A 14,812-nucleotide genomic window follows, 5' to 3' on the forward strand; every position below is an offset into this window, starting at 1 on the left:
CCCTCGCCCCGCCTCACAACGGCACCGGCTGCACGAAGCTCATCACCGCCGAGTACAGGTAGATCAGGATCAGCACGACGAGCGCCACGACGTTGGCGCGCTTGTTGCGCGAGAGGATGCAGGTCAGCATCGCCGAATATTGAAGCGCGTTCTCGAACCACACGCGCGTCGGGATGTCGTGAAAGCGCAGGATCGCGATCGGCGCCATCTCGATCAGGTCGCAGATGATCACCGCGCTCATCACCTGCCACGCGTGCTGCATGTAATGGGCGTCGAAGTCGGCCCCACTCAATTCCTGATCGCGCCTGCCGAACTCGGCGGGGAAGATCAGCGACGCCGCGAGATAATAAAGACCGCTGACCACGAGGCCAATCAGCAGGATGCCATATTGGGGGTTGAGGAAGCGCCGCGCGCCCCAGCCGAATTCCCAGAAGCTGGTCAGGTCGAGCATCACGAAGACGGCAAGCAATGGGGTCAGCCAGCCGAGGTGGACTACCCGCCGCTGCTTCAGCGCCCGCGCAAAACCGGTCAGCACCTCGACCAGGCTCAGCCCGAGAATGATCGCGAACAGCGAAAAGGCGAAATTGAATGCGTCCACCCGAGCCCCCTGCCGGGGCGCAGCCTAGTGAAAAGCCTGTCCTACAGCACCCCTTTTTATGGCTTACGACCGGGATCACGGCGACAGGATCAAAACCACGTATTGGACATGATCCCGAGCGCGTCGAACAACGGGTAGAGCAAGAGCTGGTAGATCAACGCCGCCATGTTGAGCCGGCGCCCCGGCAGGAAACAGACCGCCGCGACCCCGGCGCTGAAGGCGAGGAACACGATCCATTGGTTGCCATTGGCGAGCTGCGGGATGCCGATCGCCTGCTCCCCGGCCATCGCCAGCAGGTTGCAGATGTACATGCCGCCCATCAGCCACCGCCGGTGCTTGAAATAATAAGCGTCGAGGTCGGGCCAATGCTCGATGTCGTCGGGGAAGGCGAGCTGCGCGATCAGGTAATAAATGCCGAAGATGACGAGGCCCGCGGCAAGGCTGATGAAGCTGATCGGGATCGCCGACCGGCTCTGCCAGGCGATCAGCCACAGACTGGTGATGTCGAAGGTGATCAGCAGGCCGAGCAGCGGCAGCAGCCAGCCGATGCGGATCTTGTGCCGCATCTCCAGCGCCTTGCCGAACCCGCCGATGGTCTCGGCGAGGGCGAGCCCCATGAGCAGCCCGAACAGCGTGAAGACGAAACTGAATGCGTCCACCGAAGCCCCCTCTCCAGCCCGACAGCCTAGTAGAAAATCCTGTCCTACAGCACCGCTTTTGTGGCTTATCCTCGCCGATGCCTACGCATTCGAGTCGTCGCTTCCGTTCCCCCACGCCGCCGCGTCGCGCGTACGCTCGCCCACGGGGTTGGTAGGACCGCTGCATTCGCTGCGTTTCGCTTCCGTTACTGCGAACATTCGCGAAGATTCGAGGAAAACCAAATGCCCCGCCGCCGCGACCCTAGCTTCACCACCGGCCATCTCTGCCGCCTCTGCGGGGAGCTGGTGCCGTGGGGGACGATCCTGCGCCTGATCCGGGTCGATCCGGACACGCCCGGCTTCATGCTCAGCGAAAGCGCCTGCCACAGCGAATGCCTGGCGCAACACTTACGGCCCGAGGTCCCGCTCACCTTCCACCGCCACTGGAACGGCCGGGCGCCGATGCTCGCCGACGACGCCGACGTGGACGCGAAGCCCTGCGCCATGTGCGGTCAGGCGATCGCGCCCGACACCCTCGTCCGCCTCCGCGTCCAGCGGCCCGCCGGCACCGTCAAGGCGCCCGAGTTCGACGAGCAGACCCTGCCCCTCCACTTCGACTGCCTCGCCGCCGTCAGCACCACGCGGCTGTTCTGAACCGGCGGCCGAAGCGGTTTAGGCGGCCGTCGGCCCCTTCATCCTCGCCACCGCCGCCTCAAGCGTGTTGCGGTCGTTGCCGTACTCTTTGATCAGCGCCTGGACCTGGTCGTCGGTCAGGTCGTGCTTCTTCCCGAAATAGCGCACTTCGCTGGGATCGCTCGCCGCGACGCGGCTGCGGTCGCTCTGGGTGTTCGACATCCTGGCTCTCCTTCGACTGGGCGGCTGACGCTTATCCGGTGCTGGACCGGACCGTCCCCTGCCCCATACGCCTCGCCGATCCCGCCAACCAACGAAATGCGCCCAAGCGTGCCGCCGCCCCCGGAAAAGGCTGTCCTACAGCACCCTATTTGTGGCTTATCCTCGCGGATGGACCCGCTCCTGAGTCGCGCCCGCCCAATCCCGCATCGAAGGGCCAATGCCGCACCGCGAACGCATGCTCGTCACTGCGAACATTCGCGAACATTCGAAAGGGAACACCCATGATCTTTCGCAAATGGACCGGCCGGATCCGCACTGGGGACCGCGCGGCCTATGTCGCCTACATCGTCGAGACCGGCCTCGCCGATTATGCCAGCACCCCGGGCAACCGTGGCTACCAGATGGTCACGCGCGATCTTGGCGACGGCACCACCGAGGTGTCGACGATGAGCTGGTGGGAGTCGATGGACTCGATCCGCGGCTTCGCCGGCGACGAGCCGGAGCGCGCGCGTTACTATCCGGAGGACGACGCCTTCCTCGTCGAGCGGCCCGTGCACGTCGAGCATCACCTCATCGAGGCGGGCCGCGTGGCGGTCGAGATTTCCGCAGGGGGCGCTGCCTAATTCTGCGTTGGCAACTTGGACACGCCCCCGAAACGGTCGGCACGGCCTGGGCCCGCGCGCGTTTGTCATGTCGAACCGCCGCGGAGTGCCGCTTGCCGAAGGATCGCATCGTTGCCGTCGCCTTGCTGACCCAGCGCGACGTGGACTTGCTCGGTCCGACCTTCGAGCGGCTGTGGCCGGTCGACGACGCGCCCTGTTTCGCCGAGCTGCTGCGGGCGATCGACGCGGCCGAGCGCGAACTGCGCGAGGTGCGGGCGGAGATGCCGGCGCAGGTTTGATCTCCCGTCCGGCCATTGTTGTTTTAGGTTCATGCGACCGATTGGAGAATGCGCGCGTTCTGCACTGCACTGGCCCATTCCGGGCACAAGGAATTTTCCGATGATGAACCTGGCAAGATTCGCGGCGTCCGCGGCGGCGATCGGCGGCTTCGCGCTCCCGGCAGCCGCGCAGACCCCCTATCCCTACACGCAGCCCTACGGCCAACCTTACGCCCAGCCGTACGCGCAACCCTATGCCCAGCCCTATCCCGGCTATCAGCAGCCTTATGGGCAGAACGTCGTCGGCTCGATCATCGATCAGTTGCTCGGCAACCGCTACAACGTCACCGACCGCCAGGCGGTCAGCCGCTGCGCCAGCGCCGCCGTGGCGCAGGCCTCGGCACAGTACCGACCCAACGGCGGCGGCTACAACGGCCAAGGCTATAACGGCCAAGGCTACGGCGGCGGCTATAACGGCCAGGGCTATGGCGGCTATGGCAACGCCCGGGTGACCGCGATCACCGACGTCCAGCGCCGCAGCGGCGGGCTACGTGTCAGCGGCATGCTCGATTCACGCGGCGGCTACGGCACCTATGCCCAGCCTGGCTACGGCAACCGCGGCTTTGCCGCCGGGGGCGGCGACCTCACCTTCCGCTGCAACGTCGATTATCGCGGCGCGGTCACCAACGTCCGCGTCCGCCGCAACAACAACCGCTACTGACGGGGGCAGAAGCTAAGCGCGCGCCGCTCAGTCCTGCGGGCGGTGTGCGTTGTTCTTCAGGCGGGTCTGCCCGCGGGCCTTGAACGATTGCTGCAGCAGCCGCTCCGAGGTCTCCTCGGCCGCTTCGGGCGTCAGGGTGACGTCGACCTGGTCGGGGCCGTCGACATCAACCTTGCCGTCGACCGCTTTGACCTCGCTCGGATCGTGATAAACGGTGCGGTCTTTGTGCTGCATGCCCGATCAACTCGGTTTTCCGCCATTTGTTGCGGACGTTTCGGCGCCGCACCGGCCCGTTCGCTCAGCGCAGGCGGGCGATCAGCAGCTCGAACACCGCGGGATGGAAGCTGCGCTCGAAGCTGAGGCCGGCCTGAGGGCCCTCGACCCAGCGGACCTGGACCTCGAGCGGCTCGATTCCGGCGAAGCGGATCACGGCGCGCTCGCCGACCAGCGGGCGCTCGATCATCTCGGCCTTGCAGCCGTCGGGGGACAGATCGAACACCCGGCACTGATAGGCGTTCTTGCCCATCCGCCGCAGCCACACCTCGGCCGCGACCGACACCCGTTCGGACTTGCGCGGCTGGGCCGGGGTTTCGGTCTTGATCGGGAAGCCGAGCCCGGCCTTGCCGTCCTTGACCCAGCGTACCTCGGCGTCGAGCGCGCCGCGGCGGAGCACCGACAGTTTGATCGCCTGGCCCGGCTCGAGCGGCGCATTGGTCTCGATTCCGCAGCCTTCGTAGGACAAATCGGTGACGGTGATTTCGTGGGTGATTCCGCCGGCCAGCATGACGTGACCGTCCATGCGCACGCTGCGCCGCTCGGCGCGCCCATCGAGCGCCCGAGCCGCAGGATTCGCAGCCGTCCAGTTCATCGAGGCGTCCACGAGCCTCCTCCACTGCCACGCCTTAGTCTAGACCGATGGAGGTAAAGGCGGATTTAACGGCGATGCTAGGTGTCGGCATTGTCGAGGTATCGCACCTCAAGGGCGCGGCCGTCGAGCAGGTACCGGCCCTCGCTGACCGCGAAGCCGTCGAGCAGGCGCGAGCTGACGCCGATCCGGCCGTAGCTTTCGCCGGTCGATTCCCAATGGGTGAAGCAGGCGCAGGTCGGACAATGATGAAGGGCAATCATGCGGTCGCCCCAGATGTAGGTAGCGGTCTCGCCGGTGACGCGGACGCTGCCGTCGTCGGGATAGTAAGCCATCAGCGACCCGATCTTCCGGCAAATGCTGCAATTGCAGCTGCCGAGCCATTCGGGCGCGTGCGGCACCTCGATGCGCACCGCTCCGCAATGGCAGGATCCCGTCATGCTCATCGCTCCATCTTACCGCGGAAATGACCGCATTCCAGCGTGTTTACAGCGATGAAACCAACCGGCGGCTTCGTCGTTGAACAGGCCAAACGCCGCTTTCGGGCGGCTGCAGAAACAGGGTTTGTGCGCGTGACAGGTTACAGGCTTTATGGCCTCGACGGGGTCCATAAGGTCGCGTCCGGCGAGTGGATCGACGCCGACAGCGACGAGGCCGCGATCGAGGCCGCGAATGAAGTATTTCGCGGTTCCGAGTGTGAGATCTGGCAGGGCACGCGCCTCGTCGCGCGCCTCGACCTTCGGCGCCAGCCCTCGAGATCCGGCTAGCGAACCTCGGCAACCGGCTGCAGCACCGCGCAGGCGATGCGCGGGCCGCTGTTGCCGCTGGGGTCGGTGACGTAATCGTCGGCCTGGCCGTGGATCACGAGAGCGGCGCCGTCGGCGTCGATGACCGCACCGCCCACTCCGACACCACCGACCAGGGTCGCCCCCGGCAGGGTGACGGTCGTGGCGAGCACGCCGTTGGCCGCGACCTCGACGTTGGGCAGGTCGCCGGCATGCGGACCCGCCGGATTGTTCATGCCGTGCTTGCGGGCGCCGGGGTTCCAGTGAGGGCCGGCGCTCGCGAAGTCGGGCGGATCGCAGCGCCCGACGGAATGGACATGGATCCCGTGGATTCCGTGCGGCAGGCCGATCGCGTCGATGCGGAAGGTGACTCCGCCCGCAGTTTGCCAGGCGCGGATGCTGCCGATCGACTGCCCGCTCGCGTTGACGAGCGCGACCGGCGTCCCGCCCGTCGGCTCGATGGGTGCGCACCCGGCGATGGTTGCGCCAACGAGAAAAACGAAGCACTTCACGCCAGGTCCAAACCGCAACCGCATTATCCTGTTCCTTCGCAACAACCGTTTGCCGTTAACGGGCAGGGAACGGTTTGACACGCGCGGCGGTTAGGATTGTTACGGATGCACATCGTCAACGCTCTAAAGGGGATCCCATGCGCAAAGTGATACTCGCTTTCGCCGTCGCCGGCCTGACCTTCCCGGTCATGGACACGCCGGCCGCGGCTCGGCCTCACTATTACCAAGGCAAAGTCTGGCGGGATTCCCACGGGAGGATGCGTTGCCATCGCTCAAACGGGACCACCGGCCTGATCGTCGGCGCCGCCGGCGGAGCGTTGGTTGGCCGCGCGATCGATACCCATGGGGGACGAGCCTCCGGCACGATCCTCGGCGCGGTGGGTGGGGCGCTGGTCGGCCGTGCGGTGGACCGTCAGCGGATGATCTGCCGCTAGCCGAGCCCGTTGTGGTGTATTGACACGATAATACACTCGGCATAACCTCCCGCGCGAACAGGGAGGAATAGAATGTACAGTCAACAAGAGCTCGACGATGCCGTCGCATCCGGCGCGATCACGGCTGAATCCGCGGACGCCTTGCGCAAATATATCGAAGGCCAGCGCGTTGCCGTAATTCCCGATGAGGAGCAATTCCGGCTGATCACCGGCTTCAACGATATATTCGTGTCGATCGCCGCTGCCATTCTGCTGGTCGCGGTCGGCTGGATCGGCCAGTGGATCGGTCAACAATCGGGGCTGATCGTCGGCGAGGACGGACCATCGTTCCTCGCGCCGCTGTTCGTCGCCATCTGCTCCTGGGGCCTTGCTCTGTTCTTCACCGCCAGGCGCCGCATGGCGCTGCCATCGATCCTGTTGCTGCTGAGCTTTGTCGGCGGCGTGGTCGTTACTGCCGGCTTCGCCCTCGCGTTTGGCATCGGCGACGAAGCCTTAGACAACAACCCGCAGCTTGGCGGCATTGTCGGCGCGATCTCGGCAGCTGTCGGCGCCGCCGGAGCGTGGTTGCATTGGCGTCAGTTCCGCGTGCCGATCACCATCGCCGCCGGCGCGGCGTCGGTCGCCGGCATCGCGGTCGGACTCCTCTACGCCGCGCTCGGGCAGAATGCCGAACAGGCGAAGGATCTGATCCTCGGCTTCATCCTGTTGCTCGGCATCGGCGTATTCCTGTTCGCCATGTGGTGGGATGGATCGGATCGGGAACGGCTCACGCGCCGGTCGGACGTGGCCTTCTGGCTGCACCTCCTCGCCGCACCGATGATCGTGCACCCGGTCTTCACGCTGCTCGGCCTGAACGACGGTAATGCGACGATAAGCGAGGGGCTGGTCGTGGTCCTGCTCTACGTCGCGCTCGGACTGACCGCGCTTGCCATCGACCGCCGCGCGCTCCTGGTGTCCGCTCTGGCTTACGTCCTGTTCGCGCTGCAGCAGCTGTTCCGTCAGTTCGGCGCGGTCGAGCTCAACGTCGCGCTGACGGCGCTGGTCATCGGCTCGTCCCTGCTGCTGCTCTCGGCCTTCTGGCACCAGGCCCGCGGCGCGATCGTTCGGCCGCTACCTGGATCGCTGCAGGCGCGGTTGCCGGTGCTCGATCGGATGGTCAGCCAACCAGCCGCATAAGCCGTCGCTCGAGCGGGGCCAGCACGGGCTGAAGCTCGTGGCCCCGCTTGAGGACGACGCCATGCTCGCCGACCAATGCGAATGCCCCTTGCTTCAGCCGAAGCGAGGGGCATTTTTCGATGCGGATCTCGGGGCGCTCGGAATGGCGCCGGAAAGCGGCAAATACCGCGACGTCCGGATCGATCCGCAAGGCATAATCGCGCCAGTGGCCGGCGGCGACCATGCGGCCGTAGAGATCGAGGATGCGGGTCAGTTCCCGGCGGTCGAAACTGGCGATTGGGCGCCGGTCCCTCAAATTGGGGAACGGCGCGATGACGCTCAAGCGCTTTTGACCTTGGGCTGGGGCTGGCGCGCCGTCTTCATGCCTTTGATCTCCTGACGCAGATCGTCGATCTCCCGCTCCAGCTCAGCGATGCGCGCCCGCACCGGATCGACATCTTCGCCACACGGCGTTCCGTAGGGGAGGAACCCGGGGCTGTAGTGGATGGAATCGACGGGAACCGCCTTAGCCGGGATACCGACCACGGTCTGGCCCGGCGCCACATCCTTGGTAACCACCGAGTTCGCACCGACCTTGGCCCCTTCGCCGATCTCGATCGGGCCGAGTATCTGCGCGCCGGAACCGATCACGACGCCATTGTGCAGGGTCGGGTGGCGCTTGCCGCCGACGCCGGTGGTCGGATTGGTACCGCCGAGCGTCACATGCTGGTAGATGGTGACGTCGTCGCCGATCTCCGCGCTTTCGCCGATCACGCTGAACCCGTGGTCGAGGAAGAAGCGCCTGCCGATCTTCGCACCCGGGTGAATGTCGATGTTGGTCAGGAACCGGGCGAGATGGTTCACCAGTCGGGCGATGAAAAACAGCCGTCCTTCCCACAGCCAATGGCCGAGGCGGTGAAGCGCGAGCGCCAGCACGCCAGGATAGAACAGCACGTCCCAGCGGGAGCGGGCCGCGGGATCGCGCGATTTGACGGAGTCGAGATACGCAATCAGGCCGGACTGCAAGCTTCGGAACCCTTTGCCGTTACATGAGGCCAATTTAAGTGAGCCCCGAGCCAAATACCAGCCGGTCGAGGCAATACCGCGAAGAGTGCTTGCCCGACGCCCGACCTTTCGGCACATCGCTCGCCTGTAACAGGGGCGAACTTACAGCCAGTTCCATGACATCGCACAGAACGAATTAGCGGAGAGCCGCATCATCTCCGCTTACAACCCACTATATTCGATCGCCGGCTTCCTGGTCGGCATGCTCGTCGGCCTGACCGGGGTCGGCGGCGGCTCACTGATGACGCCGCTGCTGGTGCTCCTGTTCGGTTTCCATCCGGCGACCGCGGTTGGGACCGACCTGCTCTACGCTTCGGTGACCAAGAGCGTGGGCACCGTCGTGCACCATAAGGGCCAGACGGTCGACTGGAAGATCGTCGGCGGGCTCGCGACCGGCAGCATCCCGGCCGCCGCGCTGACGCTGTTTGCGATGAGCCAATTGGGTGCGACGACCTCGCATAGTCCGCTGATCCTCAACTTGTTGCTCGGAAGCGCGCTCCTGCTGACCAGCTTTGCGGTTTTCTTCCGGCCGCGGATCCTCCGCTGGGCCGGCGATCACCTCGAGGCGATGGACGACGCGCGAGTCCGCCGCAGGACGATCATCCTTGGCGCCGTTCTCGGCGTGCTGGTGTCGATAACGTCGGTTGGCGCCGGAGCGTTGGGCACCACCGCATTGCTGATCCTCTATCCCAAGCTGCCGGTCGCGCGGATTGCCGGCAGCGACATTGCCCACGCGGTGCCGCTGACATTGATCGCCGGGATCGGACATTGGCTGATGGGCTCGGTCGACTTCACCCTGATGGGCGCGCTGCTGCTCGGCTCGATTCCGGGGATCATCGTCGGCAGCCTGCTCGGCAGTCGCTCCTCGGATGCCATCCTCCGCCCGATCCTCGCGGTGACCTTGCTGATCGTCGCTGTGCGCCTGCTCACCGCCTAGGGCTGGCTCCAATCGATCGGCTGCATTATAGCGGTCGTATTCATTGGTATTTCCGATTTAACATGACCGTCCACCAGCCAACCATCAAGCAGCTCCAATATCTCGTCGCGCTGCGCGAGCACGGCCATTTCGGCCGCGCCGCCGAGGCCTGCTACGTCACCCAATCGACCCTGTCGGCCGGCTTGCGCGAGCTCGAGACCTTGCTTGGCGTGACGCTGGTTGAGCGCACCCGCCGGGTGGTCCGGTTCACCGCGCTGGGCGAGAAGATCGCCGACAAGGCCGTTCGTGTGCTGCGCGAAAGCGAAGAGCTCGCCGAGCTCGCTCGCGCCGAAGGCCAGCCATTGCACGGCGAGCTCCGCATGGGCGTGATCCCGACGATCGCGCCCTTCCTGCTCCCGGCGATGCTGCCGAAGCTGCGCCGGGAATGGCCCAGTCTGCGCCTTTACCTGCGCGAAGAGACCAGCCAGGCGGCGTGCGAAGCGCTCCATCGCGGCCTCCTCGATTGCGTGCTGCTCGCGCTCCCCTACGCCTGCGGCGACGTCGATTTCGCGCTGCTGTTCGACGATCCCCTGTTCGTTGCCTTTCCACGCGGCGAGGCGCCGGCCGGCAGCGTCATCGATGTCAGCCAGATCGACGAGACCCGCCTGCTGCTGCTCGAGGACGGGCATTGTCTCAAGGACCATGCGCTGTCGGCGTGCAACCGGCCCGATCTTCGCGCCCACGCCTCGATGATGGGCACCTCGCTCCACACATTGGTGCAAATGGTCGACAACGGGCTCGGGATGACGTTCATCCCGGCGATGGCGATCGAGGCCGGAATCCTCGACGGGACCGAGGTCGACGCCAAGCCCCTGCGCTCGGACCATGGCTCACGCCAGATCGCGCTGCTGTGGCGCCCATCAAGCCCGCGCGAGAACGAGTTCCGAATGCTCGCGGCGGCGCTTCAAAGGATCATCCGCGAGCTCGTGCGGGCGGCGCAATCGCCGGCCATGCTCGAAGCGGTTCCCGAACCGGCCTGACTGGCCGCGGCGCCCCGGAGGGAGGGAGGAACGGAGCGCCGCGGCGGAGGTGCCTATTTGGCCAATTCGGGCTCGCGCGCCCGCGCCTGGGACGCGGCGCCGTTGGCCCGAAGGTCGAAGCGGTCGGCATTCATCACCTTGGTCCAGACGGCGATGAAATCGCGCACGAACTTCTCCTCGCTGCCCTTTTCGGCATAGACCTCGGCGGTCGCGCGCAACTGGCTGTTCGAGCCGAAGATGAGGTCGGTGCGGGTCGCCCGCCACTTCTCGTGCTTGCCCCCTCGATCGCGGCCGATGAATTCTTCATCGCCGCTCTCGTCGACCACTTCCCAGAAGGTGCCGTTGTCGAGCAGGTTGACGAAGAAGTCGTTGGTGAGCTGGCCCTTGCGGTTGGTGAACACCCCCAGCGGCGTGTCCTTGTAGTTCGCGCCAAGGACGCGGAGGCCGCCGAGCAGCACCGTCATTTCCGGCGCCGACAGGCCGAGCAGCTGGGCGCGGTCGATCAGCAGTTCTTCGGTCCGCACCGAATGCTTCGTCTTGAGGTAGTTGCGGAAGCCGTCCGCCGCGGGCTCCATCACCTCGAAGCTTTCGACGTCGGTCCATTCCTGAGTCGCGTCGCCGCGGCCGCCGGTGAACGGAACGCTGACGTTGAAGCCGGCGTCCCTGGCCGCCTTCTCGACCGCGGCCGTTCCCCCAAGGACGATCGCATCGGCCATCGACAAGGTCCCGCGCAGCTTGTCGATCCTGCCGAGCACGGTGGCGAGCTCAGCGGGCTCGTTGACCGCCCAGTCCTTCTGGGGTGCAAGGCGGACGCGGGCGCCGTTGGCGCCGCCGCGGAAGTCCGACTTGCGGAAGGTGGACGCCGAGGCCCAAGCGGCCTTGACGAGCTGCCCGATGCTGAGGCCGGCGTCGAGTATCTTGCCCCTGAACGCCGCCACGTCGGCATCGGACGGCGCGGCGCCAGCGGGGACCGGATCCTGCCAAATCAGGTCTTCCGCCGGGACTTCCGGGCCGAGGTAGCGGACCTTGGGGCCCATGTCGCGGTGAGTGAGCTTGAACCACGCCCGCGCGAAGGCGTCCTTGAACGCTTCATGGTCGTTGCGGAATTTCTCCGAGATCACGCGGAATTCGGGGTCCATCTTCAGCGCCATGTCGGCGGTCGTCATCATCGTCGGCACGCGCTTCGATGGATCGTGCGCGGCCGGCGCCATGTCCTCTTCGCGCTGGTTGATCGGCTGCCACTGCTGCGCGCCCGCCGGCGAGCGCACCAGCTCGTACTCATAGTCGAGCAGCAGGCGGAAGTAATTCTCCGACCATTGGGTCGGGGTATTTACCCACGCGCCCTCGATGCCGCTGGTGATGGTGTGCTCACCGATGCCGCTTTCGAACGAGCTCGCCCAGCCGAGGCCCTGCAGCGCGATATCCGCGCCCTCGGGCGCCGCATCGACCAGGCTCGCGTCGCCCGCACCGTGGGCTTTGCCGAAGGTGTGGCCGCCGGCGGTCAGCGCGACGGTCTCCTCATGGTTCATGGCCATGCGCTCGAACGTGATCTTGATGTCGCGCGCTGACTGCAGCGGGTCGGGATTGCCGCCCGGGCCTTCCGGGTTGACGTAGATCAGCCCCATCTGGATCGCCGCCAGCGGATGCTCGAGCTCCAATTCGCGGTCGGGCTGGATGCGGGTCTCCGCACCTTCGCTGACCCACTTTTCTTCCGCGCCCCAATAGACGTCGCGCTCGGGTTCGAAGACGTCGGGACGGCCGCCGCCGAAGCCGAAGATCGGTCCGCCCATCGATTCGACCGCGACGTTGCCGGCGAGGATGAAGAGGTCGGCCCAGCTGATGCTCGCGCCATATTTCTGCTTGATCGGCCACAGCAGCCGCCGCGCCTTGTCGAGGTTGCCGTTATCCGGCCAGCTGTTGAGCGGAGCAAAGCGCTGCTGGCCGCTGTTCGCGCCGCCACGCCCGTCGGCGGTGCGATAGGTGCCGGCGGCGTGCCAGGCCATGCGGATCATGAATGGACCATAATGCCCGTAATCGGCCGGCCACCACGGCTGGCTGTCGGTCATCAGCGCGGTCAGGTCGCGCTTGAGCCCCTGATAGTCGAGCTTCTTAAACCCTTCGGCATAATCGAAATCTTCGCCCATCGGGTCGGGCGAGACGCCGCCCTGATGAAGGATGTCGAGCGGCAGCGCTTCGGGCCACCAGTCGCGATTGGTGCGGCCGAGCAGCGAGCGGACGGTCGTCGGCCGATCGACCGGACAGCCACCCATTTCACCGGTTTTCGCGTCCATGTCCTGCCTCTCCCAAATTGGTGTTCGAGGCTGCTCTAGGCGCGCCGCCAAGGCGCCGGAAACGATTAAAGTTGGTCAGTCAGACGCGCAAAATCGATTAATCCGCCTCAATCCATGTGGCGCAGGCCGATCCGCAAATAATCGTATCCGGTCAGGAGTGTGAGGGCTGCGGCGAGCCACAGGCAGACGAGCCCGACGAGGTGCACCCACTCCATGTTCGGAACCGCGCCGCCGAGGATGAGCGCGCCGAGCGCGACCATCTGTAAAGTCGTTTTCCACTTGGCGAGCGCGCTGACCGGCATCGAAACCCGGAGCTCGGCGAGGAATTCGCGAAGGCCGGAGACGATGATCTCGCGCAGCAGGATGACGAGCGCCGGGATGATGTGGAGCCCCGCGATCTCCGGCAGCGGGTTGGCCTTGCGGCTGGAGATCAGCATCACGAGGACCGCCGCGACCATGATCTTGTCGGCGATCGGATCGAGGAACTGGCCGAGCCGCGAAATCCGGCCCTGGGCACGCGCCAGATAGCCGTCGAAATAGTCGGTGATGCCGACGACGCAGTAGAGTACGAAGGTGATCGCATAGTCGAGCGGCGCCGGGCGCCACAGCAGGAACACGAGGATCGGAACCGCGAAGATCCGCGACAGCGTCAAAAGGTTGGGCAGCGTCAGCATCCGTGGCCGTGCAGTTATAGGGTTTGGCGGCATGCGCAAAGCTGGCTATGCCACGCACCCATCCCCATGGCAGCCCGCGCGCCCCAGCCTTGATTCAAAACGTCACCCATCTGCTGCGCGCGCGGCGGTTCCTGCCGTTGTTCTCGACGCAATTCCTCGGCGCCTTCAACGACAGCCTGTTCAAGCAGGCGGTCGTGCTGTTCGTCACCTACCAGCTCTATTCCAACCCGGCGAAGGAGTTTCAGTTCAGCGCCATTGCGCAGGGGCTGTTCATCCTGCCGTTCTTCCTGTTCTCGGCGCTGTCCGGCCAGCTGGCCGACGATCATGACAAGGCGCGCCTGATCCGCATCATCAAGTTCGCCGAGATCGGCATCATGCTGGTCGGCGGGGCGGGGCTGATGCTTGCGAACATCCCGCTGATGCTCGCAGCGGTGTGCGCGATGGGCGTTCACTCTACCTTCTTCGGACCGATCAAATACGCAATCCTCCCGCAGCATCTGCAGAGAGACGAAGTGCTCGGCGGCACCGGACTGGTCGAAGCCGGAACCTATCTTGCAATACTGGGTGGGACCATTCTCGCGGGGGTGCTCGCGGCCACTCCGTCGCTCACCGCCGCGGCGACCTTCGGGCTCGCGGTCTTGGGGCTCCTTGCGGGGCGCCAGGTGCCGCCGGCGCCGCCCGCAGCCGAGCGCATTCCGTTCAACTGGCATATCCTCCACGCCTCAATCGAGCTGGTCCGAGCGACGCTGCACATCCGGCGGCTGTTCCTGGCGATCCTGTCGATCAGCTTCTTCTGGACCATCGGAGCGGTGCTGATCATCATCTTCCCGCCGCTGGTGAAGAACGTGCTCGGAGCGAACGAGCAGGTCGCGAGCCTGTTCATCGGCATTTTCTCGGTCGGCATCGCGATCGGCTCGGTGCTGATCAACCGCCTCCTCAAAAGCGAGGTCTCGGCCCGGTTCGCGCCGATGTCGGTCATCGCCATGGGCGTGTTCGTTGTGCTGCTTCATTTCGTCGCCCTCGCCTGGGGCAAGAACGGACCCGAGCTGACGACGCTGAGCAATTTCGTATTCCACCCGATGGCCGGCCTGATGATCCTGGCGCTGCTCGGAGTGTCGATTAGCGGCGGCATGTTCGTCGTGCCGCTCTACGCTTTCCTGACGACGACGGTACCGAAGTCCGAAACGGCGCGCACCGTGGCGGCGAACAACATCGTCAACTCGGGCGCGATGGTGATCGGTTCACTGCTAGCCTTCGCGCTCAGCAGCGTTGGCGTCGGCCCGACCGGCCAGTTGCTGCTGGTCGCGGCGATGTGCATCATTTCCGCCTGGCTGGGGTGGAAGCTCCACCTCGCCTGCGATTAGGGCCTGCGATTAGGGCCTG

The 14,812-nt window shown here is 65.5% G+C and carries 21 protein-coding genes; 10 read left to right on the top strand and 11 right to left on the bottom strand.

Translation table 11 applies throughout. From position 1 onward, the window contains the following. Positions 1-13: 13 nt before the first annotated feature. Both N539_RS17635 and N539_RS15425 read right to left on the bottom strand, forming a co-directional pair. A complete protein-coding gene (locus N539_RS17635; RefSeq protein WP_051531366.1) occupies positions 14-598 on the bottom strand; it encodes a hypothetical protein in 585 nt (194 codons plus the stop codon). Between the two features lie 89 nt (positions 599-687). Next, on the bottom strand, positions 688-1,257 hold the full coding sequence (locus N539_RS15425; RefSeq protein WP_051531369.1) for a hypothetical protein: 570 nt from the start codon (positions 1,255-1,257) through the stop codon (positions 688-690). 222 nt (positions 1,258-1,479) lie between these two features. Here N539_RS15425 and N539_RS0104585 point away from each other — a divergent pair, with 222 nt between their 5' ends. Then, entirely contained in the window at positions 1,480-1,890 is a 411-nt protein-coding gene (locus N539_RS0104585; protein WP_028969322.1) for a hypothetical protein, read from the top strand. Positions 1,891-1,908: 18 nt separating this feature from the next. Here the strand turns inward: N539_RS0104585 and N539_RS0104590 are convergent, their stop codons facing one another. Further along, positions 1,909-2,091: a DUF3606 domain-containing protein gene (locus N539_RS0104590; RefSeq protein ID WP_028969323.1), complete on the bottom strand. Its 183-nt coding sequence runs from the start codon at positions 2,089-2,091 to the stop codon at positions 1,909-1,911. A gap of 281 nt (positions 2,092-2,372) precedes the next feature. Between N539_RS0104590 and N539_RS15430 the strand changes: the two genes are divergently transcribed. The 3 genes from N539_RS15430 (at position 2,373) to N539_RS18725 (ending at position 3,692) form a co-directional block, all read left to right on the top strand. Next, on the top strand, positions 2,373-2,714 hold the full coding sequence (locus N539_RS15430) for a hypothetical protein (protein ID WP_051531371.1): 342 nt from the start codon (positions 2,373-2,375) through the stop codon (positions 2,712-2,714). 92 nt (positions 2,715-2,806) lie between these two features. Further along, positions 2,807-2,992 carry a hypothetical protein gene (locus N539_RS0104600; RefSeq protein WP_028969324.1) on the top strand — a complete coding sequence of 62 codons (186 nt, stop codon included), beginning with the start codon at positions 2,807-2,809 and terminating at the stop codon, positions 2,990-2,992. 103 nt (positions 2,993-3,095) lie between these two features. Continuing rightward, a complete protein-coding gene (locus N539_RS18725) occupies positions 3,096-3,692 on the top strand; it encodes a hypothetical protein (protein WP_231462877.1) in 597 nt (198 codons plus the stop codon). Positions 3,693-3,719: 27 nt separating this feature from the next. On the opposite strand, the gene N539_RS0104610 is transcribed toward N539_RS18725, so the two are convergent. From N539_RS0104610 to N539_RS0104620, 3 genes are all read right to left on the bottom strand, one after another. Next, positions 3,720-3,926 (bottom strand): hypothetical protein, encoded by a 207-nt coding sequence (locus N539_RS0104610; RefSeq protein WP_028969325.1) that lies wholly within the window; start codon positions 3,924-3,926, stop codon positions 3,720-3,722. A 64-nt stretch (positions 3,927-3,990) separates the two neighbouring features. Continuing rightward, positions 3,991-4,560: a PilZ domain-containing protein gene (locus N539_RS0104615; protein WP_156029758.1), complete on the bottom strand. Its 570-nt coding sequence runs from the start codon at positions 4,558-4,560 to the stop codon at positions 3,991-3,993. A 77-nt stretch (positions 4,561-4,637) separates the two neighbouring features. Next, the gene (locus N539_RS0104620) at positions 4,638-4,997 is read right to left on the bottom strand and encodes a GFA family protein (RefSeq protein WP_037552245.1); all 360 of its coding nucleotides are present in this window, start codon (positions 4,995-4,997) and stop codon (positions 4,638-4,640) included. Positions 4,998-5,051: 54 nt separating this feature from the next. Between N539_RS0104620 and N539_RS0104625 the strand changes: the two genes are divergently transcribed. Continuing rightward, on the top strand, positions 5,052-5,324 hold the full coding sequence (locus N539_RS0104625) for a hypothetical protein (RefSeq protein WP_028969328.1): 273 nt from the start codon (positions 5,052-5,054) through the stop codon (positions 5,322-5,324). On the opposite strand, the gene N539_RS15440 is transcribed toward N539_RS0104625, so the two are convergent. Further along, on the bottom strand, positions 5,321-5,878 hold the full coding sequence (locus tag N539_RS15440) for a superoxide dismutase family protein (RefSeq protein WP_081774199.1): 558 nt from the start codon (positions 5,876-5,878) through the stop codon (positions 5,321-5,323). The two genes, N539_RS0104625 and N539_RS15440, sit on opposite strands and share 4 nt — an antisense overlap. A 113-nt stretch (positions 5,879-5,991) precedes the next feature. Between N539_RS15440 and N539_RS0104635 the strand changes: the two genes are divergently transcribed. Next, on the top strand, positions 5,992-6,288 hold the full coding sequence (locus N539_RS0104635; protein WP_028969329.1) for a glycine zipper 2TM domain-containing protein: 297 nt from the start codon (positions 5,992-5,994) through the stop codon (positions 6,286-6,288). A gap of 72 nt (positions 6,289-6,360) precedes the next feature. Further along, positions 6,361-7,464: a hypothetical protein gene (locus N539_RS0104640; protein ID WP_028969330.1), complete on the top strand. Its 1,104-nt coding sequence runs from the start codon at positions 6,361-6,363 to the stop codon at positions 7,462-7,464. On the opposite strand, the gene N539_RS0104645 is transcribed toward N539_RS0104640, so the two are convergent. After that, a complete protein-coding gene (locus tag N539_RS0104645; protein WP_028969331.1) occupies positions 7,445-7,786 on the bottom strand; it encodes a DUF2794 domain-containing protein in 342 nt (113 codons plus the stop codon). The two genes, N539_RS0104640 and N539_RS0104645, sit on opposite strands and share 20 nt — an antisense overlap. Next, positions 7,783-8,469, bottom strand: a complete 687-nt coding sequence (gene cysE / locus N539_RS0104650; protein ID WP_028969332.1) for a serine O-acetyltransferase — start codon at positions 8,467-8,469, stop codon at positions 7,783-7,785. The genes N539_RS0104645 and cysE overlap by 4 nt, the downstream gene beginning before the upstream one ends. Before the next feature lie 193 nt (positions 8,470-8,662). Here cysE and N539_RS0104655 point away from each other — a divergent pair, with 193 nt between their 5' ends. Continuing rightward, on the top strand, positions 8,663-9,445 hold the full coding sequence (locus N539_RS0104655; protein ID WP_028969333.1) for a sulfite exporter TauE/SafE family protein: 783 nt from the start codon (positions 8,663-8,665) through the stop codon (positions 9,443-9,445). 62 nt (positions 9,446-9,507) lie between these two features. Then, complete coding sequence (locus tag N539_RS15445; RefSeq protein ID WP_051531378.1) at positions 9,508-10,464, top strand: hydrogen peroxide-inducible genes activator; 957 nt, start codon at positions 9,508-9,510, stop codon at positions 10,462-10,464. 53 nt (positions 10,465-10,517) lie between these two features. Here N539_RS15445 and katG read toward each other — a convergent pair whose 3' ends face one another. Next, positions 10,518-12,755, bottom strand: coding sequence for a catalase/peroxidase HPI (gene katG, locus N539_RS15450; protein WP_051531380.1), 2,238 nt, complete (start codon positions 12,753-12,755; stop codon positions 10,518-10,520). Positions 12,756-12,862: 107 nt separating this feature from the next. Beyond that, positions 12,863-13,429, bottom strand: a complete 567-nt coding sequence (pgsA, locus tag N539_RS0104670; RefSeq protein ID WP_028969334.1) for a CDP-diacylglycerol--glycerol-3-phosphate 3-phosphatidyltransferase — start codon at positions 13,427-13,429, stop codon at positions 12,863-12,865. 92 nt (positions 13,430-13,521) lie between these two features. Between pgsA and N539_RS0104675 the strand changes: the two genes are divergently transcribed. After that, positions 13,522-14,793, top strand: a complete 1,272-nt coding sequence (locus tag N539_RS0104675; RefSeq protein ID WP_037552251.1) for an MFS transporter — start codon at positions 13,522-13,524, stop codon at positions 14,791-14,793. Positions 14,794-14,812 lie beyond the last annotated feature (19 nt).

It is taken from the genome of Sphingomonas sp. URHD0057 (assembly GCF_000620665.1).
In the GTDB taxonomy this organism is placed as follows: Bacteria; Pseudomonadota; Alphaproteobacteria; order Sphingomonadales; family Sphingomonadaceae; genus Sphingomicrobium.